General features: G+C 64.1%; 25 protein-coding genes and 1 tRNA gene. 12 read left to right on the top strand and 14 right to left on the bottom strand.

The annotated features are described in order from the left end of the window. Positions 1–39 precede the first annotated feature (39 nt). Positions 40–468 (bottom strand): hypothetical protein, encoded by a 429-nt coding sequence (locus NXT3_RS01250; protein WP_037422335.1) that lies wholly within the window; start codon positions 466–468, stop codon positions 40–42. A gap of 334 nt (positions 469–802) precedes the next feature. Between NXT3_RS01250 and NXT3_RS01245 the strand changes: the two genes are divergently transcribed. Next, positions 803–887 (top strand) — tRNA-Leu (locus tag NXT3_RS01245). A gap of 85 nt (positions 888–972) precedes the next feature. Here NXT3_RS01245 and NXT3_RS01240 read toward each other — a convergent pair. The 3 genes from NXT3_RS01240 to NXT3_RS01230 all read right to left on the bottom strand — a co-directional run bounded on the left by NXT3_RS01240 (position 973) and on the right by NXT3_RS01230 (position 4438). Next, complete coding sequence (locus NXT3_RS01240; RefSeq protein WP_104838671.1) at positions 973–2931, bottom strand: adenylate/guanylate cyclase domain-containing protein; 1959 nt, start codon at positions 2929–2931, stop codon at positions 973–975. A 107-nt stretch (positions 2932–3038) separates the two neighbouring features. Continuing rightward, positions 3039–4070 carry a hydroxyacid dehydrogenase gene (locus NXT3_RS01235; protein WP_104838670.1) on the bottom strand — a complete coding sequence of 344 codons (1032 nt, stop codon included), beginning with the start codon at positions 4068–4070 and terminating at the stop codon, positions 3039–3041. A gap of 38 nt (positions 4071–4108) precedes the next feature. After that, on the bottom strand, positions 4109–4438 hold the full coding sequence (locus tag NXT3_RS01230; protein ID WP_037422339.1) for a hypothetical protein: 330 nt from the start codon (positions 4436–4438) through the stop codon (positions 4109–4111). A 204-nt stretch (positions 4439–4642) separates the two neighbouring features. Here NXT3_RS01230 and NXT3_RS01225 point away from each other — a divergent pair, with 204 nt between their 5' ends. Next, entirely contained in the window at positions 4643–5269 is a 627-nt protein-coding gene (locus NXT3_RS01225) for a ribonuclease D (protein WP_097525656.1), read from the top strand. Between the two features lie 287 nt (positions 5270–5556). Here the strand turns inward: NXT3_RS01225 and NXT3_RS01220 are convergent, their stop codons facing one another. After that, the gene (locus NXT3_RS01220) at positions 5557–5901 is read right to left on the bottom strand and encodes a YqaA family protein (RefSeq protein ID WP_104839910.1); all 345 of its coding nucleotides are present in this window, start codon (positions 5899–5901) and stop codon (positions 5557–5559) included. Positions 5902–5986: 85 nt separating this feature from the next. After that, the gene (locus NXT3_RS01215) at positions 5987–6268 is read right to left on the bottom strand and encodes an Rdx family protein (RefSeq protein WP_026622927.1); all 282 of its coding nucleotides are present in this window, start codon (positions 6266–6268) and stop codon (positions 5987–5989) included. A gap of 178 nt (positions 6269–6446) precedes the next feature. Here NXT3_RS01215 and NXT3_RS01210 point away from each other — a divergent pair, with 178 nt between their 5' ends. The 4 genes from NXT3_RS01210 (at position 6447) to NXT3_RS01195 (ending at position 8552) form a co-directional block, all read left to right on the top strand. Next, the gene (locus NXT3_RS01210) at positions 6447–6896 is read left to right on the top strand and encodes a DoxX family protein (protein WP_104838669.1); all 450 of its coding nucleotides are present in this window, start codon (positions 6447–6449) and stop codon (positions 6894–6896) included. Between the two features lie 98 nt (positions 6897–6994). Next, a complete protein-coding gene (locus tag NXT3_RS01205; protein WP_097537676.1) occupies positions 6995–7486 on the top strand; it encodes a GFA family protein in 492 nt (163 codons plus the stop codon). Further along, entirely contained in the window at positions 7483–8034 is a 552-nt protein-coding gene (locus NXT3_RS01200; RefSeq protein ID WP_097525463.1) for a sugar O-acetyltransferase, read from the top strand. The genes NXT3_RS01205 and NXT3_RS01200 overlap by 4 nt, the downstream gene beginning before the upstream one ends. A gap of 20 nt (positions 8035–8054) precedes the next feature. After that, positions 8055–8552: a GNAT family N-acetyltransferase gene (locus tag NXT3_RS01195; RefSeq protein ID WP_037422355.1), complete on the top strand. Its 498-nt coding sequence runs from the start codon at positions 8055–8057 to the stop codon at positions 8550–8552. Positions 8553–8762: 210 nt separating this feature from the next. Here the strand turns inward: NXT3_RS01195 and NXT3_RS01190 are convergent, their stop codons facing one another. The 3 genes from NXT3_RS01190 to NXT3_RS01180 form a co-directional block, all read right to left on the bottom strand. Next, positions 8763–9047: a GIY-YIG nuclease family protein gene (locus NXT3_RS01190; protein ID WP_097525461.1), complete on the bottom strand. Its 285-nt coding sequence runs from the start codon at positions 9045–9047 to the stop codon at positions 8763–8765. 354 nt (positions 9048–9401) lie between these two features. Further along, positions 9402–11237 carry a translation elongation factor 4 gene (gene lepA, locus NXT3_RS01185; RefSeq protein WP_037422371.1) on the bottom strand — a complete coding sequence of 612 codons (1836 nt, stop codon included), beginning with the start codon at positions 11235–11237 and terminating at the stop codon, positions 9402–9404. A gap of 72 nt (positions 11238–11309) precedes the next feature. Next, complete coding sequence (locus tag NXT3_RS01180; protein ID WP_097537673.1) at positions 11310–12551, bottom strand: MFS transporter; 1242 nt, start codon at positions 12549–12551, stop codon at positions 11310–11312. Between the two features lie 145 nt (positions 12552–12696). Here NXT3_RS01180 and NXT3_RS01175 point away from each other — a divergent pair, with 145 nt between their 5' ends. The 3 genes from NXT3_RS01175 to NXT3_RS01165 all read left to right on the top strand — a co-directional run bounded on the left by NXT3_RS01175 (position 12697) and on the right by NXT3_RS01165 (position 14915). Continuing rightward, positions 12697–13275: a helix-turn-helix domain-containing protein gene (locus tag NXT3_RS01175; RefSeq protein WP_172900182.1), complete on the top strand. Its 579-nt coding sequence runs from the start codon at positions 12697–12699 to the stop codon at positions 13273–13275. 2 nt (positions 13276–13277) lie between these two features. After that, on the top strand, positions 13278–13805 hold the full coding sequence (locus tag NXT3_RS01170; protein WP_097525459.1) for a GNAT family N-acetyltransferase: 528 nt from the start codon (positions 13278–13280) through the stop codon (positions 13803–13805). Positions 13806–13889: 84 nt separating this feature from the next. After that, positions 13890–14915, top strand: a complete 1026-nt coding sequence (locus tag NXT3_RS01165; RefSeq protein ID WP_104838668.1) for a histone deacetylase family protein — start codon at positions 13890–13892, stop codon at positions 14913–14915. A 14-nt stretch (positions 14916–14929) separates the two neighbouring features. Here NXT3_RS01165 and NXT3_RS01160 read toward each other — a convergent pair whose 3' ends face one another. Continuing rightward, the gene (locus NXT3_RS01160) at positions 14930–15568 is read right to left on the bottom strand and encodes an exopolysaccharide biosynthesis protein (RefSeq protein ID WP_037422385.1); all 639 of its coding nucleotides are present in this window, start codon (positions 15566–15568) and stop codon (positions 14930–14932) included. Positions 15569–15796: 228 nt separating this feature from the next. On the opposite strand from NXT3_RS01160, the gene NXT3_RS01155 reads away from it, so the two are divergent. Beyond that, positions 15797–16462: a YiaD family glycine zipper/OmpA-like lipoprotein gene (locus tag NXT3_RS01155; protein WP_037422450.1), complete on the top strand. Its 666-nt coding sequence runs from the start codon at positions 15797–15799 to the stop codon at positions 16460–16462. Positions 16463–16682: 220 nt separating this feature from the next. On the opposite strand, the gene NXT3_RS01150 is transcribed toward NXT3_RS01155, so the two are convergent. Both NXT3_RS01150 and epmA read right to left on the bottom strand, forming a co-directional pair. Continuing rightward, positions 16683–17735: a lysine-2,3-aminomutase-like protein gene (locus NXT3_RS01150; RefSeq protein ID WP_104838667.1), complete on the bottom strand. Its 1053-nt coding sequence runs from the start codon at positions 17733–17735 to the stop codon at positions 16683–16685. Continuing rightward, complete coding sequence (gene epmA / locus NXT3_RS01145) at positions 17732–18784, bottom strand: EF-P lysine aminoacylase EpmA (RefSeq protein ID WP_097525456.1); 1053 nt, start codon at positions 18782–18784, stop codon at positions 17732–17734. The genes NXT3_RS01150 and epmA overlap by 4 nt, the downstream gene beginning before the upstream one ends. A gap of 158 nt (positions 18785–18942) precedes the next feature. Here epmA and efp point away from each other — a divergent pair, with 158 nt between their 5' ends. Further along, on the top strand, positions 18943–19512 hold the full coding sequence (gene efp, locus NXT3_RS01140; RefSeq protein ID WP_037377751.1) for an elongation factor P: 570 nt from the start codon (positions 18943–18945) through the stop codon (positions 19510–19512). Positions 19513–19896: 384 nt separating this feature from the next. Further along, a complete protein-coding gene (gene cfa1, locus NXT3_RS01135; protein ID WP_037422389.1) occupies positions 19897–21138 on the top strand; it encodes a cyclopropane-fatty-acyl-phospholipid synthase in 1242 nt (413 codons plus the stop codon). A 39-nt stretch (positions 21139–21177) separates the two neighbouring features. Here the strand turns inward: cfa1 and NXT3_RS01130 are convergent, their stop codons facing one another. Further along, positions 21178–22194 carry a class I SAM-dependent methyltransferase gene (locus NXT3_RS01130; RefSeq protein ID WP_097525455.1) on the bottom strand — a complete coding sequence of 339 codons (1017 nt, stop codon included), beginning with the start codon at positions 22192–22194 and terminating at the stop codon, positions 21178–21180. Positions 22195–22324: 130 nt separating this feature from the next. Beyond that, complete coding sequence (pnp, locus tag NXT3_RS01125) at positions 22325–24487, bottom strand: polyribonucleotide nucleotidyltransferase (protein WP_037422393.1); 2163 nt, start codon at positions 24485–24487, stop codon at positions 22325–22327. Positions 24488–24674: the final 187 nt, after the last annotated feature.

Here is a 24674-nt window from a genome sequence, read left to right as displayed (position 1 = left end):
CGGCGAAAAGCCGCCGCCGAGCCTCATTTGAGCGAGCCGTTACCAGCCGTATCTGTAGTACCGATGGCCGTAGTAACCGGGACGATAATAGCGGTACGGAGCGCCGTAATACCGGTATGGATAATAGCCGGGGTAGTAGCCTGGGCCGTAATAGCGGGTGCCGTAATAATAGCGGTTCCCATAGTAATGGTGACGCGGATAGTATCCACCCGTCCCGAAATAGAAGGTGATTCCGGCTCGCCGATAGCCGTGATGGTAGCCCGGCCAGCCGCCGTAATAGCCGCCGCGCCAGCGCGGGTAATAGCCCCGACCATAGTATCCGCGGTGGGTGACAGTTTGGACGCCTGCGGGCGCCTTGATCTCTATGTCGAGCGCCGGACGCGGCATGGCCTGGACGGGCGCTGCGGGGGGGATCATGGAGGCGGCCGCCAAAGCGCAGCTCATAACGAAATTCCGAAATCCCGTCATTTTCTCCTCACTTTCCGAAAGACGTGCTTTCTGGTTCCTGCCCCTTCTCCGAAGACATTTGTTTGGTTGGTTCTATTTCATGACTCTCGGCGCGCACACGCGTACTCAGGCCCGGATCTCCGCGCGGTCCAGTCGTCCGCAGAAGCATGCGCCTCTCCGGCGCTCATGTCACTGGAATTCTTGCCTGTCGTGGCGCGTTGGAACGCTCGTCGGGATCGGCGGAAAGCGGATTACGCCGAAGCGGCCGCTTGCCGGCGCTTTTTCGCATCCTGACGCGAAAACTTCAAAATGCCTGTTGACACTTCGCCCCCGGCCTTTTACATGCCGGTCCGTCGCCCAGATGGCGGAATTGGTAGACGCGCAGGTTTCAGGTACCTGTGCCGCGAGGCGTGGAGGTTCGAGTCCTCTTCTGGGCACCATTTCCCTTTAGAAATGCAGAAAAAGCCCGGATTCCCGGGCTTTTTGCATTTTTGCGATCAAGGCAAAAGCGGGCATGCTGACGCCCTACGCCGCCGTGCCCGCCTCTTCGCCGGGTGGCTGTCCGGCGTTCGCGGCGGTCGGCAGCACCTCGTAGATTTCCAGAGCAGTGGCTCGCCCCTTCGCCTGGGCAAGGCCGAGCGGGCGGAAGGCGATCACCTCGCTGCACTGCGCCACCACGGCGCCGCTCGCGAGAATCGTGGTGCCGTAGTCCTTGTTCATGCCCTCGAGCCGCGAGGCGACGTTCACCGTGTCGCCCATGGCGGTATATTGCAGGCGCTCCTTGGCGCCGACGCTGCCGACGACGGCCGGACCGGTATGGAGGCCGAAGCGGGTACGGAACTCCGGCAGCCCCCTCTCCCGCTGGCTGGCGTTGAAGGCGGCGAGCCGCTCTTCGACCGCCAACGCGCAGCGGCAGGCGTGTTCGGCATGGTGCGGATCGGCGACTGGCGCGTTCCACATGGCAAAGACCGAATCGCCGAGAAACTGGATGATTGTGCCTTCATGGGCGGCGACCACCTCGCTGAAGATGTCGAAATATTCCGACAGCATCGCCACCACCGCCTCCGGCGAGTGGTGTTCGCTGATCGTCGTGAAATCGTAGATGTCGGTGAACAGCGCCGTCACCTCCTGGCGCCAGCCGGCGCGACCGGCGAACCGCCCGGATTCGATGCCCTTGCGCACCAGTTCGCGCGGCACGTAAAGCGCAAAGGTGGAGATCGCATCGCGGGCCCTGTTCATCGCGCTGTTGAGGGTCGAGATTTCCGCCACGTGCGAGGAGACCTTGATCGGCGTTGCGAAATCGAGATCCTGCAGCCGATTGGCACTGGCGGTCAGCTGGTTGAGCGACTTGGTGATCAGATGCGCGAGGACTAGCGAGAAGAGGACGGCAAGCACCACCACCGAACCGGAGATGGCGAGGCCCTGGACGAGAGTCTCGTTGGCGGCGGCCATCAACTCGTCGAGCGGCGCCGCGACCACGATCCGGTGGCCCGCTAGAAGCTGCGCCGATTGGATCGGCGTCACCGCGACGAGATAGGTGCGATCGCCGACATCGACCAGGACCGCCTTGCCCGGGGCCGGCGGATTGCGCCGGATGCTTTCGACGAGCGGATCGGCCTCAGGCACCGCGACCGGAGTGGTGCTGTCCTTCGTAGCCAGAATGCGCTTCATCGCCATCGGATCCGAATGGATGATCGGCCTTCCGACAGCATCGAGAACCAGCGACACGGAGTCGACCGTCAGCCGTTCGCGAGACAGGAAATCGGTGATCGTGTCCACGACGACGTCGGCGCCGATGACGATCTGCGGATTGCCGCGATGAGCCTGCGAAATGGTCATGCCGAGCTTGCCCGTCGTTGCCATCTCGTAGGGGCCGACCGACATCGGCGCCTTGCCATTGACGGCCGCGCGGTACCAGGGGCGCGTCCGCGGATCGTAGGCGGTCGAGGGCACGCGGCGTTCGGCAAACTGCAGGCCGCTTTCGTCGAGGAAGAGGATCCGATAAAGCCCCCTTCCCTGGTCGTCGCGCTCCATCGAACGCACCGCGAGCGTCGCGCCGCGCGGCGCGTCGAGTGCCATCCGCCAGGCAGACGAGCGAAGATCGACTACGTGGAAGAAGGCGCCGCTCGGATAGCCGACATAGACGCCGTCGATATGCGGCGAGCGGATGATGCCTTCGCGCAGCAGCGCCACCTTGTCGTTCATGCGCTGCGGCGGCGGTACCAGAAAGGCGTTGGCGACAGATGCCACGAGGCTGACCAGCGCCGACGTGTCCCCGGAAAGCATACCGAGCCGATCCACGAGGCGATCGACGAAGGCGCCCATGTTGGCCTCGGCATCCTCGATTGCGGCGTTGCGGGCGCGGCGGTAGTCGAGCCCTACGAGGGTGGCGGACACGACGACGAGCACGGCGACCATGACGAGGCTCAGCAGCGACCGGAGCGTCCAGGTATCGAGACGCTTGTTCTCCTTAGAGCCGCGCATGTCCGTGCCCCTATGCGGATTGGCTAGGTCCTGAACCTAAAATTGATCTTGGCGCTATCGCGCGGGCTTGCATAGGGCCGTTTGTTGCCGTTGTCAGCAGGGCGGCGTCAATTGACGCTGACCGGCCGGGACCGCATCCGCACCACCGTCTCCCGTTCCGCCCGCTTGCAGCGCATCGGCGGCAGGTTGCGGTCCATCAAGTCCATGTCCTCGAGCACCATCTCGCCCATCTTCTTGAACGCCTGGTCGAGCGCGCCGGCGCGATGCGCCGAGCGCAGGAAGCCGGGAAGCCGGCGGACCGGATGGTCGAGCGGAAGCGGTTCTTCCGGGAAGACGTCGCTCGCCGCGACGATCCGGCCGCTTTCGACCGCGGCGATCAGCGCATCGAAGTCGACGACGCCGGCGCGGCTGAGCAGAATGAAGGCCGCTCCGGGCCGCATCTTGGCGAAGGCTTCGGCAGCGAGAAAACCTTCATTCTCGCTGGTGACGGCGGCGACGACGAAGACGAAATCGCTGATCGAGAGCACCGTCTCGAGCGAGGCCGGCTCAACCCCGGCGTCGGTGAGAATGGAGGCGGGCAGCCAGGGATCATGGACGCGGATCCTGGCGCGAAAACCGGAAAGCACCCGGTTCAACGCCCTTCCGAGATCGCCGAAGCCGACGATGCCGATCTCGGAGCCGGAGAGGAGCCGCGCCGAAGCGTTGCCTTCGCCGCCCCAGAGCTCGCGTCCCTCGCGGAAGGCGAGATCGGCATCGACGATGCCCCGGGCGAGATTGAGCGCCATGGCGAGCCCCAGTTCCGCCACCGGCTCGGCGAACACCTGCCCGCTCGTCACCACGTGAATGCCGCGCTGGAAAAGCACCTCATAGGGCATGTTGTTGAGGAGGTTGCTTTCGACATTGAGGATGGCGCGCAGCTGCGGCATGCGTTCGAGCGTCCGCTCGTCCAGCGGCGGCTGGCCGATGATGTAGCGAACCTCGCCAAGCGTTGCGTGATCGAGCCCGGCAATGTTTTCCGGATCGGCCTCGACGATGCGATAGCGTCGATCGAGTTCACCTCGCGTTTGCCGGCTGAAGATCAGCTCAAGCGTGCGCGGCGCCGGCGCGCTGATGACAAGCGGTCGCTTCGTCTCGGGCATTGTCTTTCCTCCCTCTCCAGCCGAGAAAGCCGCCGCATTCAATAGTTCAGGCCGCGCTTCTGCCGTTCGAGCGACGGCGGCAGTCGGCCGCTTTGAAAGACCGGCCCGTCGCCCTTGCGGCATCGGTAGATCGTATCGAAACGAGGGCGGCCATGAGAGGGTTCGAACGGCCCGTAGCGGTCGATGAAGACCTGCTCGCAGACGGTGCTCTCGCCGTCCTGCAACGGGTTCACTGGCCGCACGCCGGGAAGGTCATGAAAGCTCTGGGCGAAATTGAGACGCGTCCCGTCCGCCAGGGCGGCACTGGTGAAGAGGCTCAGCACCAGGGCGGCCAGGAAAAGCGATAGTGCGGAACGGAAGGAACTCATGCCGGCGGACTCTCGGAGCACGGCGGCGGAACGCCGACGCAGGGACACGGTATCGCGGCCGACAAACTTGCGCTATAGGCCAGCTACACTCTACAGCGCCGCCGCATCAGACGCGGCGAAGTGCTGCTACTTTGAATCACTGCATGGTTCCTTAAATCGAATCCGCTTTAAGGAACCATGCAGCTCACGATCTGGGGATTCTCGATGGCGAATACAATACGGTTCCACGAAGGTGATATTTCCGCAACCGACGCGGCCCGCTACACCGGCGCGATCGCCATCGACACGGAAACGCTCGGCCTCGTTCCCCGCCGCGACCGTCTCTGCGTCGTGCAGCTTTCGCCGGGCGACGGTACCGCCGACGTGATCCGCATCGCCGCCGGACAGAAAGAGGCGCCGAACCTCGTTGCCATGCTTGCCGATCCGGCCCGCCAGAAGATTTTCCACTTCGGCCGCTTCGACATCGCCGTGCTGTTCCACACTTTCGGCGTTACCGCCACTCCGGTCTTCTGCACCAAGATCGCCTCGCGTCTGACCCGCACCTATACGGACCGGCACGGCCTCAAGGACAATCTCAAGGAACTGCTCGACATCGATATCTCCAAGCAGCAGCAGTCCTCCGACTGGGCCGCCGAAATCCTCTCGCCGGCGCAGCTCGAATACGCCGCCTCGGATGTGCTCCACCTGCATGCGCTCAAGGACAAGCTGACGGCGCGCCTCATGCGCGACGGCCGCATCGACCACGCCGAAGCCTGCTTCGCCTTCCTGCCGACCCGCGCCAAGCTCGACCTGCTCGGCTGGGAAGAGACGGATATTTTCGCCCATAGCTAAGGGCAGGCTTGTCGGTTCTCGGGGTGAGTCTCGGGCACTGCGGTCCTTTGCCAAATCCCGATTTTCTCCACTCCAGCGTCATCCTCGGGCTTGACCGGAGGATCCATGCCCATGCCTCAAACAGTCGAAACTTGGTTACGCCAGTTCTGAAAAGCGCGTGCACCGGTGTTTGTGTTTAGATCCTCGGGTCAAGCCCGAGGATCTTGGTGGGGTGCGCCAGTGAGACGAGGCATACAGCCCGCGCACAATTCGGGGCGGCGACGTGGGGGCCGATCCCAGTCACCTCTTCAAGGCATCATCCACAGCAGCGCGGCATAGCGGGCCGCCTTGCCGATCGTCACATAAGCGAGGAAGGCGGCGAGCGGCGTGCGGAGCAAGCCCGCCGCGAGCGTCAGCGGATCGCCGACGATCGGTAGCCAGGAGAAAAGCAGCACCGGCTGGCCGTATCGCGCGAAGAGCGTTTCGGCCTTTTGCCGCGCCCGCGGCGAGACCGGAAACCAGCGCCGGCCCTCGAAGCGGATCGCGAAGCGGCCGAGGGCGTAATTCACCAGCGCGCCGAGCACATTGCCCGCCGTCGCTGCGAGAAACAGCGCGGCCCGGGTCGCCTCGGCTGAAAGAGCCGCAGCAACCACCGCCGCTTCCGACAGGCCGAACAGCAAGGTCGCGGAGAGAAAGGCTGCGCCGAAGACGCCGGCAAGCGTGGCGAGATCCAGGAGTTCAGCTCCTGTCGACGTGGCCGAGATCGCGCTCCGGCTCGATGACGTCGCGGATTCGCTGCTTCAATTCCTTTGGCCCCGGAAAGCCGCCGTCGCGCTTGCGCTCCCAGACGAGCTCGCCATCGACGCGGATCTCGAAATTGCCGCCGGTGCCGGGGATCAGCGCCACCTCGCCGAGCGTGTCGGCAAAGGTCGACAGCAGCTCCTGCGCCATCCAGCCGGCGCGCAGTAGCCAGTTGCACTGGGTGCAATAAAGGATCGTGACGCGCGGCTTCTCACTCATCTGACAATATCCTGTTTCGGCCACCATAGCTTTGTGGCTGGCGCGGAACAACCGGCGCCTCACTGGCTCTTCACACAATTGTCAACTCGAGCAATCATGTTTTTATCGCGCGGTCCTTGTTTTTGAAGACATGTGCGGCAAGAGACTTCGCATTGCAACACTTTGCGAGAGGGATAGCATGACCACTGCAACCAAAAGCCGCCCGCGGACGATCCTGCCGGCGCTCGAAAAGATCTACCTGCCGCTCGATACTTTCGCCGAGACGCTGCTGCGCGTTCTCGCCGGCGCGCTGCTCGTCACCCATGGCTACAGCAAGATCCTCGATCCGTTCGGCGCCGCCGGCATGGTCGAAGGGCTCGGCTTCTATCCGGGCGTCTTCTGGTCGCCGCTGCTTTCGGCCACCGAATTCTTCGGCGGCATCTTCCTCGCCATCGGCTTCCTAACCCGGCCCGCCGCCTTTGCGGCCACCATCGTGCTGCTCGTCACCGTCTATTTCCACGGCATCGTCCAGGGTGAGGGCCTCGGCGGCGCCGAGAAGTCGATCCTTTGGGCCGCGATCACCTTCTTCTTCGCCATCCGCGGCGCCAACGGCCAGTCGGTCGACGCCAAGCTCGGCAAGCAATTCTGAACCTTGTACCGAGACGCGGCCGAAGTGTTCCGGCCGCATCTCAGCCTACTTGAACGGCAGCTTCGCCCGTGGTCATCTGACGGCGGGAGGAGCGAAGCATGAGTGAAGCGATCGAAGGCGGCTGCTTTTGCGGCCGCATCCGCTACCGTCTGAAACGTCGGCCGATGTTCGTCCATTGCTGCCATTGCCGCGATTGCCAGCGCCAGCTCGGCAGCGCCTTCGTCATCAACGGCCTCGTCGAGGCGGAAAACCTCGAGCTTCTTCAAGGCGAGCCGGTCATGGTTTCGCTATCGACCGACAGCGGCCGGCCGCATGACGTCTATCGCTGCACCGATTGCCAGTCGGCGCTCTGGAGCGACTACGGCCGGCGCAAGTGGCTCTCCTTCCTGCGTCTCGCGACGCTCGACCGGCCGTCCGAATTTCCGCCGGACGTGCACATCTACACGCGCTCGAAACTCGATTGGGTGCCGCTGCCGGCGGGCGCCAGGGTCTTCGAAGCCTATTACGATACGCAGGCGGAATGGCCGCAAGAGAGCCTCGATCGCCTCAATGAGGCACGCACCAAGGCAAAAGGGCAGGCGAGGCCATGACGAAAAGCGAGCGCAAGAAGATGGCGGCGGGCGAGTGGTACACCTGCCTCGACCCGGAACTCGACGCACTGCGCGCCTCCGCCCGCCGAGCGGTTCACGAGCACAACACGATGGCACCGGACGAGCGCGGCCGCATGGCGTCGGCGCTCGAGGCGATCTTCGCAGCCGTCGCGGCGGACGTCTTCATCGAGGCGCCGTTCCATTGCTCCTACGGCATCAACATCACGCTTGGCGCCGGCGCCTACCTCAATGCCGGCTGCACCATTCTCGACAGCGCCCCGGTCGCGATCGGCGATGGCTCGATGCTGGGTCCCGGCGTCCATATCTACTGCGCCGAGCATCACAAGGACGTGGCGCTGCGCCGCGCCGGCCTGGAAATCGCCCAGCCGGTGACGATCGGCAAGGACGTCTGGATCGGCGGCGGTGCGATTGTCCTGGCCGGCGTGACGATCGGCGACGGCGCGATCGTCGGGGCGGGGGCGGTGGTGACGCGGGACGTGGCGGCGGGCGCGAGGGTTGTGGGGAATCCGGCGCGGGTTTTGCGCTGACAAAGGAAGGACGAGTCACAATGGCCGAAATAGCGATCAAAGTTCGCCCGGCGCGCTTCGCGGATGTGCCGGCGCTTTGCGCCTTCCTGAACGAGATCATCAGGATCGGCGGCACCACGGCGCATAAAGCGCCATTCACGCATGAGAGCTTCGTCGACCATTTTCTGGCAGGCCCGGGCTTCGTCAGTTGCTTCGTCGCCGAGGATGGTTCAGGCCAGCCCTGCGCCTTTCAGGCCCTAGAGCGCTTTGACAGCCTCCCCGAAGGCTGGGCAGACATCGGCACCTTCGCCCGGCCGCACGCGAAGCTTCCCGGCGCCGGCACGGCGCTATTCGCCGCGACGAAAGCGCATGCCCGCGATTCCGGGCTTACCGCAATCAATGCCACGATCCGCGCCGACAATGTCGGCGGCCTCGCCTACTACAGCAAGATGGGCTTCGTCGACTACAAGATCGACAAGGCGGTGCCGCTGAAGGACGGACGGGCGGTCGATCGGATTTCGAAGCGATATTTGTTTTGAGGCGTGTGCATGGATCCTCGGATCAAGCCCGCGGATGGCGAAGGACGAGGGACCGCAATTGACCCCGCCACGCTTAGTCATGCGGGGGCTGCTTTTTGGTTGGCACCAACTCAGGCGGTCGGCGGCTTGGGCAGTCGCTACGCAGCTTCAGTGCGCCGACCTCCCCACCCGTCATCCTCGGGCTTGACCCGAGGATCCACGCACAAGCTCTCACCAAAGCTCAAAATAGAGGTCGCGCCAGCCCGGATTCATCTTCTCGATCAATTCGACCTTCCATTGTCGGTACCAGCGCTTGAGAGATTTCTCGCGCTGGATAGCGGTGCCGATCTGCAGATGTTCTTCGTACCAGACGAGTCGGTTGCAGCCGTATTTCGATGCGAAGCCCGGTGTTAGCCCTTCTCGATGCTCGAAGATGCGGCGCTCAAGATCTGACGTGACGCCGATACAGAGCGTTCCGCGCATTTGATTCGTAACGATGTAGACGTATCCGGCCATGCCGACGATGGTGCTTGTGCATGGATCCTCGGGTCAAGCCCGAGGATGACGCGGGAGTGGGTGTGGCCGACAATTCCGCTACGTCTGGACGCGGTAGCCGTCAATGCTCTCGTCGCAAATTCACTCGATCGACTATGGGCGAAATTCACCCCGCCGTGCTGAGAGTCGGAAGTCGCTCCTTTTCCTCTCGGTCATACTCGGGCTTGACCCGAGTATCCATGCGCGAGCCCTCGACTTTCGAACCCCCGAAACGCGAAATCCGTGGCGGCAATAATCTTCCCGCGGTGGTTTGAAGGATCGCTCGCCAAGTCGCCGAGTTCGGTGAACGAAAATCGCAGCAAACTCATGGAACAATCACTCATCGCCCATCTTCAACGCCGCGATGAACGCCTCCTGCGGGATCTCCACCTTGCCGAACTGGCGCATGCGCTTCTTGCCTTCCTTCTGCTTTTCCAGAAGCTTGCGCTTGCGGGTGGCGTCGCCGCCGTAGCACTTGGCGGTCACGTCCTTGCGCAGCGCCCTGACCGTCTCGCGGGCGATGATGCGGCCGCCGATCGCCGCCTGGATCGGGATCTGGAACATGTGCTGCGGGATCAGGTCCTTTAACTTCTCGCACATGACGCGGCCGCGCTTTTCCGCCGCCGAGCGGTGGACCAGCATCGACAGCGCGTCGACCGGCTCGGCGTTGACGAGGATCGACATCTTGACGAGGTCGCTCTCGCGGTAGTCCGAGAGGTGATAGTCGAAGGAGGCATAGCCCTTGGAGATCGATTTCAGCCGGTCGTAGAAGTCGAAGACGACTTCGTTGAGCGGCAGGTCGTAGGTCAGCATCGCCCGGCTGCCGACATAGGTGAGTTCGATCTGGATGCCGCGCCGATCCTGGCAGAGTTTTAGGATGCCGCCGAGATATTCGTCGGGCGTCATGATCGTCGCGCGGATCCACGGCTCGCGGAATTCGGTGATCTTGACGACGTCCGGCATGTCGGCCGGGTTGTGCAGTTCCTTCTCGGTGCCGTCGGTCATGGTGAGCTGATAGACGACCGACGGGGCAGTGGCGATCAGGTCGAGGTCGAACTCGCGCGACAGGCGCTCCTGGATGATTTCTAGATGCAGCAGCCCGAGGAAGCCGCAGCGGAAGCCGAATCCCAGAGCCGCGGAGGATTCCATCTCGAAGGAGAACGACGCGTCGTTGAGGCGGAGCTTGCCCATGGCGCTGCGCAATTCCTCGAAGTCGGCCGCGTCGACTGGGAAGAGGCCGCAGAAGACCACCGGCTGCGCCGGCTTGAAGCCGGGCAGCGCCGTCTCCGTCGGGCGCCTGTCGTCGGTGATCGTATCGCCGACGCGGGTGTCAGCCACTTCCTTGATCGAGGCGGTGATGAAGCCGATCTCGCCGGGGCCGAGCGAATCCATCGCCACCATCTTCGGCGTCAGCACGCCGACGCGCTCGATCGTGTATTTGGCGCCGGTCCCCATCATCCGGATCGTCTGGCCCTTCACCAGCACGCCGTCGATGATGCGCACCAGAACCATGACGCCGAGATAGGTGTCGTACCAGCTGTCGACGAGCAAGGCCTTGAGCGGCGCCTTCTCCCCGCCCGTGCTCTTCGGCGCCGGCAGCTTGTGGACGATCGCTTCGAGCACATCCGGAATGCCGAGACCGGTCTTGGCCGAGATCAGCACCGCGTCGGAAGCGTCGATGCCGATCACCTCCTCGATCTGCTCCTTGATGCGGTCGGGCTCGGCGGCCGGCAGGTCGATCTTGTTGAGCACGGTGACGAGCTCGTGATTGTTGTCGATCGCCTGGTAGACATTGGCGAGCGTCTGGGCCTCAACGCCCTGGCTGGCGTCGACGACGAGCAGCGAGCCCTCGCAGGCCGAAAGCGAGCGTGAGACTTCGTAGGCAAAGTCGACATGGCCGGGCGTGTCGATCAGGTTCAGCACATAGGTGTCGCCGTCATTCGCCTTGTAGTGCAGGCGCACCGTCTGGGCCTTGATGGTGATGCCGCGCTCGCGCTCGATATCCATGCTGTCCAGCACCTGCTCGGACATCTCGCGCTCGGCAAGCCCGCCGGTCAGCTGGATCAGCCGGTCGGCCAGCGTCGATTTGCCGTGGTCGATATGGGCCACGATCGAGAAGTTGCGGATATGCGACAGGGGCGTCTTGGAAGATGGTGTGCTCATGGGGCGCATATAGCAGCGCGATCAGGCGGCGCAAAGCGGGAAATGAAGGCTTCGTTCACTATAAATCCGGGCGTGGCGCGGCTATTTCGCCCTCGCCTCCGCCTCGGCAAGCGCGCCCGCATTCGGCACCTGCGCGCTCTTCAGTTCGAAGCTCTCGCAGAGCTGCGGCGGCACGCGCTCGCGCAGCCGCAGGCGGATGAGCACGAAGGCCGCATAGAGGACGGCGACGGCGATCGTCGCATGGATGAACAGCTGTGCGCCGAAGACCGGCGTTAGCAGCGTCACGAGCATCGGCACCAGCGTCGCCGCCGCCGACCAGGCGACCAGCATGGTGCTGGCGAGCGGCACGTAATCGGCGGGATCGGTGCGGTCGTTGGCATGGGCATTGGCGATCGAATAGACCGTCTCGACGGCGCCGGCGAAGAGCGCGAAGACGAGCATCAGCAGCGGAAGGCTTTCAAAGGAGACGACGAGCGCTGCGAGCCCCGCCGCCACGATCAGGCCGCAGGTGGCGATGAGAACGATGCGGCGGTCGATTCGGTCGGAAAGCGAGCCCATCGGATACTGGATGAGGAGCAGGCCGAACTGCATGACGAACATCAGCGTCGCCACGTCCTCTTGGCTCATCGCATTGGCGGCGGCATAGATCGGCGTGAAGCCCTGCACCAGCATCGAGAGGCCGCCGGAGGCGAGCACGCCGATGAGGGCGACGGGGGAGCTGCGCCAAGCCATGGCGATGTCGATGCTGACCTTGGCGGGCGCGGGCGGCGTCGGCAGGCGTGTGAGGCCGATCGGCAATATGGCGAGCGCCGTGAAGAAGATCGTGACGATCGGTGCGATGTTGCCGTCGACCGGGATGCGGCCGAAAAGCCAGGCGCCGGCCCCAAGCCCGATCACATAGGCCATGTAGAAAAGCGCCATGGCCTTGCCGCGCCAGTGGTTGTCGCTCGCGTGGTTCAGCCAGCTCTGGGTGATGATGAAGTTGGTGTTGGCGGCTGCGCCGTAGAGCGCGCGAGCGAAGATCCAGAGAAGGGGATGGACGCCGAGGCTGATCAGCACGGCTGCTAGGATGACGAGCGCCATCGAACAGGAAAAGGCCCGCGCATGGCCGACGCGGCGGATCAGCGGACCAGCCATCACGCAGCCGATCAGGCCGCCGAAGGCGATTGCGGTGACCGCCGCGCCCGGTACCCACTCCGGTGCTGCGGAGCGCGTCAGCACGAAGGGAACATAGGCAAGCATCATGCCATTGCCGATGGCGACGGCGGTCATCGAGGTGACGATGCTGGCAATCGACAGGAGAGACGAACGATCGCTGCCCATGTGCTTGTCCTCTCGCAGCCGCTTCTCCGACGCAAACTAACGCGGCGCGGCCTGTCGCATTGTCGCCGGAGCGGCATGGAAGAAATTTATTTTGGGCCAACGCGGACCGCTTGACTCCACTATATGAGAAATGCAATCTCAAATAATGGAACAGGCAATCAACTCCCTCGAACGGACGATCGGCGAGCGCGTGCGTGAGATGCGGACGCTCCAGACCCTGACGCTCGACGAATTGGCGATCCGCTCCGGCGTCAGCCGGGCGATGATCTCCCGGGTCGAACGCGGCGAGGCGAGCCCGACGGCACAGCTACTGGCAAAACTGTGCAGCGCCCTCGGCACGACGCTCTCGGCGCTTTTCGCCTCTGCCGCGGACAACCCCTCGCCGATCGCGCGGCGGGCGGAGCAGCGGCTCTGGCGCGATCCGGAAAGCGGCTATCTGCGCCGCTCGGTGTCGCCGGAGGGCCTCGGCTCGCCGGTCGATATCGTCGAGGTCGAGTTCCCGCCCGGAGCCCGCGTCGTCTTCGAACGCCAGCCGGCCGACCGCGGCATCACCCAGCACCTCTGGCTTTTCTCCGGGCGACTGGAACTGACGATGGAGAGCGGACCGCAGGTGCTGGAGGCCGGCGACTGCCTGTTCATGGGCCTCGAAGAGGCGCACATCTTCCACAATCCCTACGACGAGCCGGCGCACTACGCCGTGATCCTCTGCCGCACCAAGGTGTAATCATGCCCGACGTAACGATCCGCGTGCTTACCGAAGCAGAAACCCGCGCCGCGCTGCCGACGCTCGCCGAAATCCTCTCCGACTGCGTCGAGGGCGGCGCCTCGGTGGGCTTCATGCAGCCCTTTGGACCGGAAGACGCGGTGCCCTATTGGCAGGGGGTCGCCGCCGCCGTCGGCCGGCAAGAGACGGTGCTCCTTGTTGCCGAGCTCGACGGACGCGCTGTCGGCACCGTGCAGCTTGGGGTCGCGACGATGCCGAACCAGCCGCACCGCGCCGACATCAAGAAACTGCTGGTGCATCAGGACGCGCGCGGCCTGGGTCTTGCTCGGCGGCTGATGGACAAAGCCGAGGCCGAGGCGCAAAAGCGTGGCCGGCGCGTGCTGGTGCTCGATACCGCGACCGGCGAGCCGGCGGAGGCGATCTACGAGCGCTTCGGCTGGCTGCGGGCCGGCGTCGTTCCCGACTATGCGCTGATGCCGGACGGGCGCTACTGCGCGACGACGTTTTTCTACAAGCATCTGGCGGCTTAAGTGGAACTCGGAATTGCCCCGCATCCCCGACCGAACCTATCAAGGTAAATTCCAATAGCATTGCCTAAAATCAGGACACCCAGAATGCGCGTTTACTTCTCCGAAGATCACAAGCTCCGAGACGCGAAGACAGAGCTGCATGGCGGCGAGCTCGTACCGCCCTTCGAGGCGCCATTTCGGGCCGAATGGATTCTCGCCGCCGTCAAGGAAGCGGGTTTCTCCGACGTGGTCGCACCCGAACAGCATGGCATGGAGACTGCGCTGAAGCTGCATTCGGCGGATTACCTCGAGTTCCTCGAAACCGCCTGGCCGCGCTGGGTCGCCGACGGCTACCGCGGCGAGGCTATCCCCGCCTGCTTTCCGGCGCGGCGCATGCGCCAGCATCCGCCGAAGGATATCGACGGCGCCCTCGGCTACTATTCCTTTGCCGCCGAGACGGCGATCACCGAAGGCACTTTCGCCGCCGCGCGCGCCGCGATGGATTGCGCGATTTCGGCGGCGGACCACGTCGCTGCCAGCAACCCTGCCGCTTTCGCGCTCTGCCGTCCGCCCGGCCATCATGCGGCGATCGATCTCTTCGGCGGCTACTCCTTCATCAACAATGCCGCCTGCGCCGCCCAGCGGCTGCGCGACCGCGGCGCGGCAAAAGTTGCCGTCCTGGATGTCGATTTCCACCACGGCAACGGTACCCAGGATATCTTCTACGAGCGCGGCGACGTCTTCTTCGCCTCGCTGCACGGCGATCCGGTCGATGCCTTCCCGCATTTCCTCGGCTTCGCCGACGAGGAAGGGGCCGGAGCGGGACTCGGCACGACAAGGAACTATCCCATGCTGCGCGGCACCACCTTCGAGACCTGGGTAGCGGCGATGGATGACGCGCTCGCGCGCATTGCCGGTTTCGGGACCGAGGCGCTCGTGCTCTCGCTCGGCGTCGATTCGTTCGAGCGCGACCCGATCAGCTTCTTCAAGCTGAAATCGGAAGATTTTCTTAGCATGGGCGCGCGCTTGCGGAAGGCCGGCCTGCCGGTCGTCGTCTGCATGGAGGGCGGCTACGGCGTGCCGGAGATCGGCCTCAACGTCGCCAATGTCCTGAAGGGCATCGCCGGCTGATCGGCCTCAGCCGTCTAGGACACGAAGAACTGCGACAGCCCTTGGCCGGCGGCGAAGGCGAGATAGGCGAGCACGGCGAAATAGATGGTAGTGGCGACGAGGAAGAGGTAGCCGCCGGCCACCATCAGCCCGTCGCGCTGGATGATGCCGAGCGACAGAAGCAGGATGGCAATGCCCGGCAGCGTGTTCGACAGCGGGATCAGCCCGAGCGGGAACATCAGCAACACGCCGCCCGCCATTATCATCAGGCCGTTGAAGCGGTTCATGACGGCGCCATGGGTGAGGAAGTGCAGCCTCGGGCGCACATAGCGGTCGAGTTTCGAAACCAGCGCCGCGCCCTTCTGCAGGGTCGGTACGAGTTTTTCGGTCTCGATCTGCCGGTCGAGAATGCGCCGCGGCAGCCAGGGCAGACGATTGAGGGTGATCGCCAGCGAAATGAGAATGATCGCCGCGCCGAAGACGGTGCTGACCCCGGGGATAGAAACCGGAATCAGGAAAGGCAGCGTCAACAGTGCGCAGAGAAGCAGGAAACCGTGCTCGCCGATCTCGATCATCAGTTCGCGCAGCGTGACCGTATTGCCTCGGATCGAAGCGATCATCCCGGTCAGCGTATCGCTGAGGCTGCGCTCTGTATCATCGAACTCGATCGCCATTCATATCCCTCTCGTCTGCGTCTCGGCCCGGCATTGGCACCGTAGCGCGGGCCTGTGAAGCTTCGGTTATCGTCCCCTCTGGACGGCAATGTGGCGAAGCAAGGTGAAATGCTGCAGTGCCGAAACATTACAGCTGCCGGTCTGTGTGGAAAGCGCCGCGCCCCTTCATCTTCCTGCCGCAATCGATAGTATGAAGCAGCTTTAGCACCAATGGGGACAATTGATTCGATGATCAAGAAATGCGCCATCCTGGCTGTCGCGGCCATCTATCTTTCCGGATGCACGACCACCGATCCCTATACGGGAGAACAGAAGATGTCGAACACGGCCGGCGGCGCATTGCTCGGTGCGGGTCTCGGCGCCGCAACCGGCCTCCTGGTCGGCGGCAGTGCGGCGGGACGGCGTGACGCCGCACTCGTCGGCGCCGGCATCGGTGCGCTCGGCGGCGGCCTGATCGGCAACTACATGGATCAGCAGGAATCGGAGTTGCGCGCCCAGTTGCAGGGCACCGGCGTCTCCGTCACGCGCCAGGGCGACCGGATCATCCTCAACATGCCGTCGAACATAACCTTTGCGACCGACCGCGACCAGGTGATCCCGCCCTTCTACCCGACGCTCGATTCGGTCGCGGTCGTCTTGCGCAAGTTCAACAAGACGCTGATCGACGTCGACGGCCACACCGATTCGACCGGCAGCGCCTCCCACAACCAGGGCCTTTCCGAACGCCGCGCCGCCTCGGTCGCCAATTATCTCGGCAGCCGCGGCATCGACCAGCGTCGCATTTCGACGATGGGCTACGGCATGGAACGGCCGATCGCGTCGAACGCCAGCGAGGCAGGCCGCGCCCAGAACCGCCGCGTCGAAATCTCGATCGCGCCGATCAAGCAGGGCTGAGAGCTTTTCGATATTTCGCGAGGGCCGCGCGGGTTCTCCGGCGACGCACACCTCCCCTACGGTCGTCATCCTCGGGCTTGACCCGAGGATCCATTTGCCAATCACTCAAGCTGAGATTTTCGGAACGCCTTGCGTGTGGATCCTCGGGTCAAGCCCGAGGATGACGGCTTGAGGGAGGCGCGGTCCCGGTTATCGAAAGTGCAGCGCCGCCCGCGGCTCCTCAGCCTTGCGGCGGATAGATGTGCTCATTCCCGCGGAAATCGGTGACGGTGTAGCAGCCGCCGCCTTCCGCCTCTATCGCGCTGGCGCTGATGACGGCCTTGCCGTAACCGCCGGGGATATCAAGGATATAGGTCGGCTGGCAGAGGCCCGAGACGCGGCCGCGCAGCGAGGCGACGAGCGCCTGGCCCTCTTCGATCGTCAGTCGGAAATGGCCGGTGCCGGGCGCGAGGTCCGGATGGTGCAGGTAATAGGGCTTGATCCGCGTCTCGACGAAGGCGCGCATCAGTTCGGCAAGCACGTCCGGATCGTCGTTGACGCCCTTCAGCAGCACCGATTGGCTGAGCATGACGATCCCAGCATCGATCAGCCGGGCCGCGGCGCCGCGCGCTTCGCCCGTCAGTTCGCGCGGATGATTGGCATGAAGCGCCACATAGGTCGCCTTGCCGCTGCACTTGAGGGCCGCGATGAGATCCGCATCGACGCGGTGCGGCTCGACGACCGGTACGCGCGTGTGGAAGCGGACGACCTTGACGTGCTCGATCGCGCCGAGACGCTCGAGGATCTCCTGAAGCCGCCGCGGCGACAGCACCAGCGGGTCGCCACCGGTCAGGATCACCTCCCAGATCTCCGGATGCTCGGCGATATAGGCGATCGCCGCGTCGAGTTCGGCGGGCGTCAGCGTGCCGAGCCCCTGCGGGCCGACCATTTCGCGGCGGAAGCAGAAGCGGCAATAGACCGGGCAGACGTGGACGGCCTTGAGCAGCACCCGGTCCGGATAGCGGTGGACGATGCCCGCGACGGGGCTGTGGGCGCCGTCGCCTATCGGGTCGGTGCGTTCCTCCCGCGTCGAAGTCAGCTCCGCCGTGTCGGGTACGAACTGCCTGGCGATCGGGTCATGCGGATCGGCGCGGTCGATAAGGTCTGCAACGGCGGGGCTGATGGCGATCGCGTAGCGGGAGGCGACGCGGGAAATCGCCTCCTCGGCCGAGGCGTCGACAAGGCCGGCTTCGACGAGATGGCCCGCCGTCCTGAGGGAACGATGTACTGTCATGCCCCGGCCTCCGCCACCGGCGCCCAGAGCACCTGATCGATGCGCGCGGCGCCGGTCGCCAGCATCACCAGACGGTCGAAGCCGAGCGCGATGCCGCTCGCCTCGGGCATAATGGCAAGCGCCGCCAGGAAGTCCTCGTCGAGCGGATAGGTTTCGCCATAGACCCGCGCCTTTTCCGCCATTTCGAGCCGGAAGCGGCGGCGCTGTTCCTTGGCGTCCGTCAGTTCGCCGAAAGCGTTCGCCAGCTCGACGCCGCAGGCATAGAGCTCGAAGCGCTCGGCAACGCGAGGGTCGCGTGGCGTCGGGCGGGCGAGCGCGGCCTCGGCGACGGGGTATTCGTCCAGGATCGTGGCCCGCCCGAAGCCGAGGTTCGGCTCGATCTTTTCGACGAGCACACGGCTGAAGAGGTCGGCCCAGGTGTCGTCATCGGCGACCCGCAGGCCGGCCTTCCGCATGGCCGCCGCCAGCCCCTCGCGATCGGTCGTCCCGTCCTCGGCGATCGAGGCGAGAAGCTCGATTCCGGCGAAACGCGCGAAGGCCTCGGCGACCGAAAGCCGCTCCGGTTCGAGAAACGGGTCACAAATGCGGCCCTGATAGGCGAAGGACCGCGTGCCCGTCGTCTCGGCGGCAAGCGCGAGGACTTCGGCGCAATCGCGCATCAGCGTCTCGTAGCTCTCCTCGGCGCGGTACCATTCGAGCATGGTGAATTCCGGATGGTGCAACGGGCCGCGCTCGCGGTTGCGATAGACATGGGCGAAGCAGGCGATGCGGCGTTCGCCCGCGGCCAGCAGCTTCTTGCAGGCGAACTCCGGCGAGGTGTGCAGATAGAGCGGCTGCACCGATCCATCCGGCCCGAGCGCCTCAGTTGCGAAGGCGTGGAGATGCGCCTCGTTGCCCGGCGACAGCTGCAGCGTTGCCGTATCGACGTCCATGAAGTCACGCTCGCCAAAGAAGCGGCGGAGTGCCGACTGGATGCGGTTGCGGCCGATCAGAAAGGGACGCCGGTCGGCGTGGACATCCGGTGTCCACCAGGGAGAAGCATGCGGCATGATCGGTTCGGTCCAAGCTTTCTTCCGCGCGAATGCCGCTCAGGCTGGCTATTTGCGTGGAATTAGGGTAGTGGCGGCGCGAAATCTAAAATTTTCGCTCCTTCCGGGCCGATTTCGGCCCGCGCGTGTCGCTGATACCTCTGTTACAAGGAAGACTAATGGTCAAGGTCATCGCTTCTTCGGTCCGCAAGGGCAACGTTCTCGACGTCGACGGCAAGCTCTATGTCGTGCTCACCGCCCAGAACTTCCATCCGGGCAAGGGCACGCCGGTCACCCAGGTCGACATGCGCCGCATCTCCGACGGTGTGAAGGTCTCGGAGCGCTACCGCACCACCGAACAGGTCGAGCGCGCTTTCGTTGAGGACCGCGAGCACACCTTCCTCTATGAAGATGCCGAAGGCTTCCATTTCATGAATCCGGAGAGCTATGACCAGCTCGTCATGTCGGCCGAGGACATCGGCGACCTGAAGGCTTACCTCCAGGAAGGCATGGCGGTAATGCTGTCGATCCACGAGGGCATTGCGATCGCCATCGACCTGCCGCGCCACGTCATCCTCGAGATCACCGAGACCGAACCGGTGGTCAAGGGCCAGACGGCGTCTTCCTCCTATAAGCCGGCCCTGCTTTCTAACGGCGTCCGCACCTCGGTGCCGCCGCATATCCAGGCCGGCACCCGCGTCGTCATCGCGACGGAAGACGGCTCCTACGTCGAGCGCGCCAAGGACTGAGGCACGTCCTGAGAGCGCTGTATAACAGGGGCGGCGGGTTACCTGCCGCCTTTTTTGTCGCGACTCACAACTCAGGATGCGAGTGAGCAAGACCTGCAAAATTGAGCGTGCATTTTGGAGGCGCGCTGTTTAGGGTCAACTGCCGCCCGCCTACTGCATGTCTCCTTAAATCGACCTCGATTTAAGGACAAAGACATGCAGCAATTCAAAGTGCTACAGCGACCTTTGCGCGTCTGATAAGACGCGCGGCGCTGTAGTGCATCGGCGCGAAAATCGGGATCGATTTTCGGAAAGCACGATGCATAGGTTCAAAGCGGTACAGCGTCCTTTTGCGCGTCTGAAAGGACGCGCGGCGCTGTAGGCGGGACGAGATCGAGGGATTGCATGTTTCCACTGTCGCATATGATGAAAGCCTTCATCCGCAAGGGCACGCTGACCGTGATCGATGCCGACGGCAAAAGGCACGTCTTTTCGGGCGAGCCGGGGCCGAGCGTCACGATGCGACTCACCGACAAGCGGCTCTACCGCAGCCTCGTCCTCAATGCCGAACTCGCCGCCGGCGAGGCCTATATGGACGGGACGATGCGCTTCGAGGAGGGATCGACGCTTCGAGACTTCCTCACCCTCTTCTCGATAAACCGGCTGTCGCTCGGCTCCTACCCGATCCAGAAGCTGCTGCGGGCGATCAAGATGCGGTTTCGCAAGCGCCAGCAGGCAAACCCAAAGGGCAAGGCGCAGCAGAACGTCGCCCATCACTACGATCTCGGCAACGCGTTCTACAAGCTCTTCCTCGACGAGAACATGCTCTATTCCTGCGCCTATTTCCGCGCGCCGGACGAGACGCTGGAGGCGGCACAGCGCAACAAGCTCAGGCTGCTCGCCGCGAAACTCTGCCTGAAGCCCGGCATGAAAGTGCTCGACATCGGCTGCGGCTGGGGCGACCTAGCGCTCTATCTCGCTGCGCTCGAGAATGTCGAGGTCCTCGGCGTCACACTGTCAAAGGAGCAGCAGGCGCTCGCCTCCGAGCGGGCTCGCGCCGCCGGCCTTGCCGACCGGGTGCGTTTCGAGCTGAAGGACTATCGCGATGTCGAAGGTCCCTTCGACCGCATCGTTTCGGTCGGCATGTTCGAGCATGTCGGCGTTCATCACTACGACGAATTCTTCAAGAAGCTGAACGCGCTGATGCGAGACGACGGTCTCGCGGTGCTGCATTCGATCGGCCATATGAGCCCGCCCGGCATGGCGAGCCCGTGGCTCAGGAAGTACATCTTCCCGGGCGCCTATTCGCCCGCTTTGTCGGAAGTCTTCGAGGTGGTCGAGCGCAACAGCCTGTGGGTGAGCGACCTCGAATTCCTGCGCGTTCACTACGCGACGACGCTTGCCCATTGGGGCGCGCGCTTCGAAGAAAATCGCGACAAGGTGATCGCCATGTATGACGAGCGCTTCGCAAGGATGTGGGAGTTCTACCTGATCAGCGCAGAGATGATGTTCCGCACCGGCAGCCAGCTCGTCTTCCACATGCAGCTGTCGCGCTCGCGCGACGCGGCGCCGATCGTGCGCGATTACATCACCGACCAGCAGCGCGCCTATATCGAAAAGGAAAAGGCGCTCGAGCTGTCGATTTGAAGCCCGCCTGCCGATGCGGTGACGCGGGCAAATGCGCCGTCAGCGCTTCGCCCAAAGCACCTTGAAGCGCGCATTCCGGCAGGTTTCGCCGCTTTCCTTGAAGGCTTCCGCCAGGACCTGTTCATAAGGCAGGCCGCGATTGGCGACCAGCATCAGCCGGCCACCCTGCTTCAGGGCCTTGGCGGCTGCCTTGATCATCGCCGCGCCGAGAGCGGGCTCCGCCGCGTGGCCCTCGTGGAAGGGCGGGTTCATGACGATCAGGTCGTATTTGTCGCGTGTTTCTTCGCTCGTCAGATCGTGCCAGTAGAAGCGCGCCGGCGTCGACGAAGCGTTCGCCGCCATGTTGGCCCGCGCCGCCTCCAGGGAATTGTGATCCGCCTCGAACAGGTCGATGCCCTTGAGGCCCGGCGAGGCCTCGGCAAGCTTTACCGAGAGATAACCCCAGCCGGCGCCGAAATCCGCAGCATGGCCGCTGAACTCGCGCGGCAGGCGGGAGGCGAGCAGTTCCGAGCCGGCATCGACGCGGTCGTGCGAGAACATGCCCGGCGCCGCCTCGAACAGGCCGTCGACGCGCACGGGGACCTTGGCGAGCTTCGACACGGCCTCGGAGGCGTCCTCCGGCCGCGTGAACCAGAAGGCGACGCCGTGATATTTCGGCATCGAATCGCCTTCCCAGCCGAACTTGTCGATCTTCTTGCGCAGCGGCTGGATACCGTCCTCCTTGCCGCCGGCGACGACGATGAGGGCGCCGTCCCGGGTGCGTTTCAGCGCCTCGGCAATGCGGTCCTCGTTCTCGCCCTTGTGCTTGCCGCAGAGCACCAGTGCTGCGTCGTAGTCCTCGCCCGAGGCGACCGGCGCCGCTTCGGCCCGTGCAGCTTCCAGAGCGCGATACAGGGATTTGAGCGGCTGGACGGCCAGCATCGATGCGGCAAAGCCTTCCGGCAGCCTGTAGCCCGCTTCCGCACCGAGAAACAGGACGCGCTCGCCCTCCCCCGGCGGATCGATGACGCCGGTCTCGAAGGGATAGAACAGGGTTTTCAGCGCGTCGCGGCTCATGGATGTTTCCGTTAGCAAATCTGTCGGTCGAGTGCGGGCCGCCTCACAGGGAGAGTCTTGTCCCGCGCTTACGAGAAAGGGCGCGAAGCGATCTGCTCCGCGCCCCGAGTTGGATTGAACTGAAGCCGGCTTATTCGGCCGCTTCGCCGCCGTCCTTCTTGTCGGACTTGTCGCCCTTTTCGGCGACGATCTCCTTGCCGGTCGCCTGGTCGACGACCTTCATGGAGAGGCGGACCTTGCCGCGCTCGTCAAAGCCCATCAGCTTGACCCAGACCTTGTCGCCTTCCTTGACGACATCGGTCGTCTTGGCGACGCGCTCGGAGGCGAGCTGCGAAATGTGGACGAGGCCGTCACGGGCGCCGAAGAAGTTGACGAAGGCGCCGAAATCGGCGGTCTTGACGACCGTGCCCTCATAGATCTGGCCGACCTCCGGCTCGGCGACGATCGAGTGGATCCACTTGCGCGCCGCCTCGATCTCCTTGCCCGACGACGAAGCGATCTTGACGGTGCCGTCGTCCTCGATGTTGATCTTGGCGCCGGTTTTCTCGACGATTTCGCGGATGACCTTGCCGCCCGAGCCGATGACTTCGCGGATCTTGTCGACCGGAATGTTCATCACCTCGATGCGCGGCGCGAATTCCCCGAGCTGGCCGCGGCTCTCGGAAATGGCCTTGGCCATTTCGCCGAGAATGTGCAGGCGGCCACCCTTGGCCTGGTTGAGCGCAACGCCCATGATCTCTTCGGTGATGCCCTCGATCTTGATGTCCATCTGCAGCGAGGTGATACCGGCTTCGGTACCGGCCACCTTGAAGTCCATGTCGCCGAGATGGTCCTCGTCACCGAGAATGTCGGAGAGAACGGCGAAGCGGTCATCTTCCTTGATCAGGCCCATGGCGATGCCGGCGACCGGCTTGGCGAGCGGCACGCCCGCATCCATCAGTGCCAGCGAGGTGCCGCAGACGGTTGCCATCGAGGAGGAGCCGTTCGACTCGGTGATTTCGGAAACGACGCGCAGCGTATAGGGGAACTGCTCCGCCGTCGGCAGCATCGGGTGGATGGCGCGCCAGGCGAGCTTGCCGTGGCCGATTTCGCGGCGGCCCGGAGAACCCATGCGGCCCGTCTCGCCGACCGAGAAGGGCGGGAAGTTGTAGTGCAGCATGAAATTTTCCTTGTACATGCCGGTCAAGGAATCGACATACTGCTCGTCTTCGCCGGTGCCGAGCGTGGCGACGACGATCGCCTGCGTTTCACCGCGGGTGAAGATCGCCGAGCCGTGGGTACGCGGCAGGAGGCCGACTTCGGCGACGATCGGGCGAACCGTGACGAGGTCGCGGCCATCGATGCGGCTCTGGGTGTCGAGGATGTTCCAGCGGACGATCTTGGCCTGCAGGTGCTTGAAGACAGAGGCGATTTCCTCGGCCGAGTGGGCCGGGTTCTCGATGCCTTCCGGCAGGAAGTGCTCCTTCACCTTGGCCTTGACGGCGTCGACGGCGGCATAGCGTGCGGCCTTCTCGGTGATCTTGTAGGCGTTGCGCAGCTCGTCCTCGGCGATTGAAAGCATGGCGTTTTCAAGCGCGGAATGGTCTTCCGGCTCGAACTCGCGCGGCTCCTTGGCGGCCACTTCGGCGAGCTTGATGATCGCGTCGATGACCGGCTGGAAGCCCTTCTGGCCGAAAACCACGGCGCCGAGCATGACGTCTTCCGGCAGCTCCTTGGCTTCGGACTCGACCATCAGCACGGCTTCCTGGGTGCCGGCGACGACGAGATCGAGCGTCGATTCCTCCATCTCGTCGAGGTGGGGATTGAGCACGTACTGGCCGTTGATGTAGCCGACGCGGGCGCCGCCGATCGGGCCCATGAAGGGAATGCCGGAGAGTGTCAGCGCCGCAGAGGCGGCCACCATCGAGACAACGTCCGGGTTGTTTTCAAGGTCATGCTGCATGACCGTGACGATCACCTGGGTGTCGTTCTTGTAGCCTTCCGGGAAGAGCGGGCGGATCGGACGGTCGATCAGGCGCGAGACGAGCGTCTCGTTTTCGCTCGGACGGCCTTCACGCTTAAAGTAACCGCCGGGGATTTTGCCGGCGGCATAGGTCTTTTCCTGGTAGTTGACGGTCAGCGGGAAGAAGTCCTGACCGGGCTTCGGCGCCTTGGCGGAAACAACCGTGGCCAAGACGACGGTTTCGCCGTAGATGGCGAGAACGGCGCCGTCCGCCTGGCGGGCGATCTTGCCGGTTTCGAGCTTGAGCGGACGCCCAGCCCATTCGATTTCTACCTTGTGGGTCTCGAACATGTTCTGTCCTTCGTGTGCGGGAGACCGTCCGCGGCTGTTGCAGCGCAGACGATCTTGTTGCCGCTTGGTGTGGCGCATCACGGGCAAGACAACGGGAGGCTTCAAACAGTACCGGCCGCTCACCGCTTTGCCGCGCTCACCCGTATGGAAGCGCTTCGGCAAGCAGGCGCCGAAGCATCCTGCAATC

The organism is Sinorhizobium fredii, assembly GCF_002944405.1.
GTDB lineage: Bacteria > Pseudomonadota > Alphaproteobacteria > Rhizobiales > Rhizobiaceae > Sinorhizobium > Sinorhizobium fredii_C.
Note: the sequence above shows the minus strand (reverse complement) of the source record. Positions and strands in the feature narration are given on the sequence as shown.

Excerpts from the sequence above, each read along its gene's own strand:
- NXT3_RS01250 (WP_037422335.1), bottom strand. The coding sequence starts at position 468 with ATGACGGGATTTCGGAATTTCGTTATGAGCTGCGCTTTGGCGGCCGCC.
- NXT3_RS01240 (WP_104838671.1), bottom strand. The coding sequence starts at position 2,931 with ATGCGCGGCTCTAAGGAGAACAAGCGTCTCGATACCTGGACGCTCCGG.
- NXT3_RS01235 (WP_104838670.1), bottom strand. The coding sequence starts at position 4,070 with ATGCCCGAGACGAAGCGACCGCTTGTCATCAGCGCGCCGGCGCCGCGC.
- NXT3_RS01230 (WP_037422339.1), bottom strand. The coding sequence starts at position 4,438 with ATGAGTTCCTTCCGTTCCGCACTATCGCTTTTCCTGGCCGCCCTGGTG.
- NXT3_RS01225 (WP_097525656.1), top strand. The coding sequence starts at position 4,643 with ATGGCGAATACAATACGGTTCCACGAAGGTGATATTTCCGCAACCGAC.
- NXT3_RS01215 (WP_026622927.1), bottom strand. The coding sequence starts at position 6,268 with ATGAGTGAGAAGCCGCGCGTCACGATCCTTTATTGCACCCAGTGCAAC.
- NXT3_RS01210 (WP_104838669.1), top strand. The coding sequence starts at position 6,447 with ATGACCACTGCAACCAAAAGCCGCCCGCGGACGATCCTGCCGGCGCTC.
- NXT3_RS01205 (WP_097537676.1), top strand. The coding sequence starts at position 6,995 with ATGAGTGAAGCGATCGAAGGCGGCTGCTTTTGCGGCCGCATCCGCTAC.
- NXT3_RS01200 (WP_097525463.1), top strand. The coding sequence starts at position 7,483 with ATGACGAAAAGCGAGCGCAAGAAGATGGCGGCGGGCGAGTGGTACACC.
- NXT3_RS01195 (WP_037422355.1), top strand. The coding sequence starts at position 8,055 with ATGGCCGAAATAGCGATCAAAGTTCGCCCGGCGCGCTTCGCGGATGTG.
- NXT3_RS01190 (WP_097525461.1), bottom strand. The coding sequence starts at position 9,047 with ATGGCCGGATACGTCTACATCGTTACGAATCAAATGCGCGGAACGCTC.
- lepA (WP_037422371.1), bottom strand. The coding sequence starts at position 11,237 with ATGCGCCCCATGAGCACACCATCTTCCAAGACGCCCCTGTCGCATATC.
- NXT3_RS01180 (WP_097537673.1), bottom strand. The coding sequence starts at position 12,551 with ATGGGCAGCGATCGTTCGTCTCTCCTGTCGATTGCCAGCATCGTCACC.
- NXT3_RS01175 (WP_172900182.1), top strand. The coding sequence starts at position 12,697 with ATGGAACAGGCAATCAACTCCCTCGAACGGACGATCGGCGAGCGCGTG.
- NXT3_RS01170 (WP_097525459.1), top strand. The coding sequence starts at position 13,278 with ATGCCCGACGTAACGATCCGCGTGCTTACCGAAGCAGAAACCCGCGCC.
- NXT3_RS01165 (WP_104838668.1), top strand. The coding sequence starts at position 13,890 with ATGCGCGTTTACTTCTCCGAAGATCACAAGCTCCGAGACGCGAAGACA.
- NXT3_RS01160 (WP_037422385.1), bottom strand. The coding sequence starts at position 15,568 with ATGGCGATCGAGTTCGATGATACAGAGCGCAGCCTCAGCGATACGCTG.
- NXT3_RS01155 (WP_037422450.1), top strand. The coding sequence starts at position 15,797 with ATGATCAAGAAATGCGCCATCCTGGCTGTCGCGGCCATCTATCTTTCC.
- NXT3_RS01150 (WP_104838667.1), bottom strand. The coding sequence starts at position 17,735 with ATGACAGTACATCGTTCCCTCAGGACGGCGGGCCATCTCGTCGAAGCC.
- epmA (WP_097525456.1), bottom strand. The coding sequence starts at position 18,784 with ATGCCGCATGCTTCTCCCTGGTGGACACCGGATGTCCACGCCGACCGG.
- efp (WP_037377751.1), top strand. The coding sequence starts at position 18,943 with ATGGTCAAGGTCATCGCTTCTTCGGTCCGCAAGGGCAACGTTCTCGAC.
- cfa1 (WP_037422389.1), top strand. The coding sequence starts at position 19,897 with ATGTTTCCACTGTCGCATATGATGAAAGCCTTCATCCGCAAGGGCACG.
- NXT3_RS01130 (WP_097525455.1), bottom strand. The coding sequence starts at position 22,194 with ATGAGCCGCGACGCGCTGAAAACCCTGTTCTATCCCTTCGAGACCGGC.
- pnp (WP_037422393.1), bottom strand. The coding sequence starts at position 24,487 with ATGTTCGAGACCCACAAGGTAGAAATCGAATGGGCTGGGCGTCCGCTC.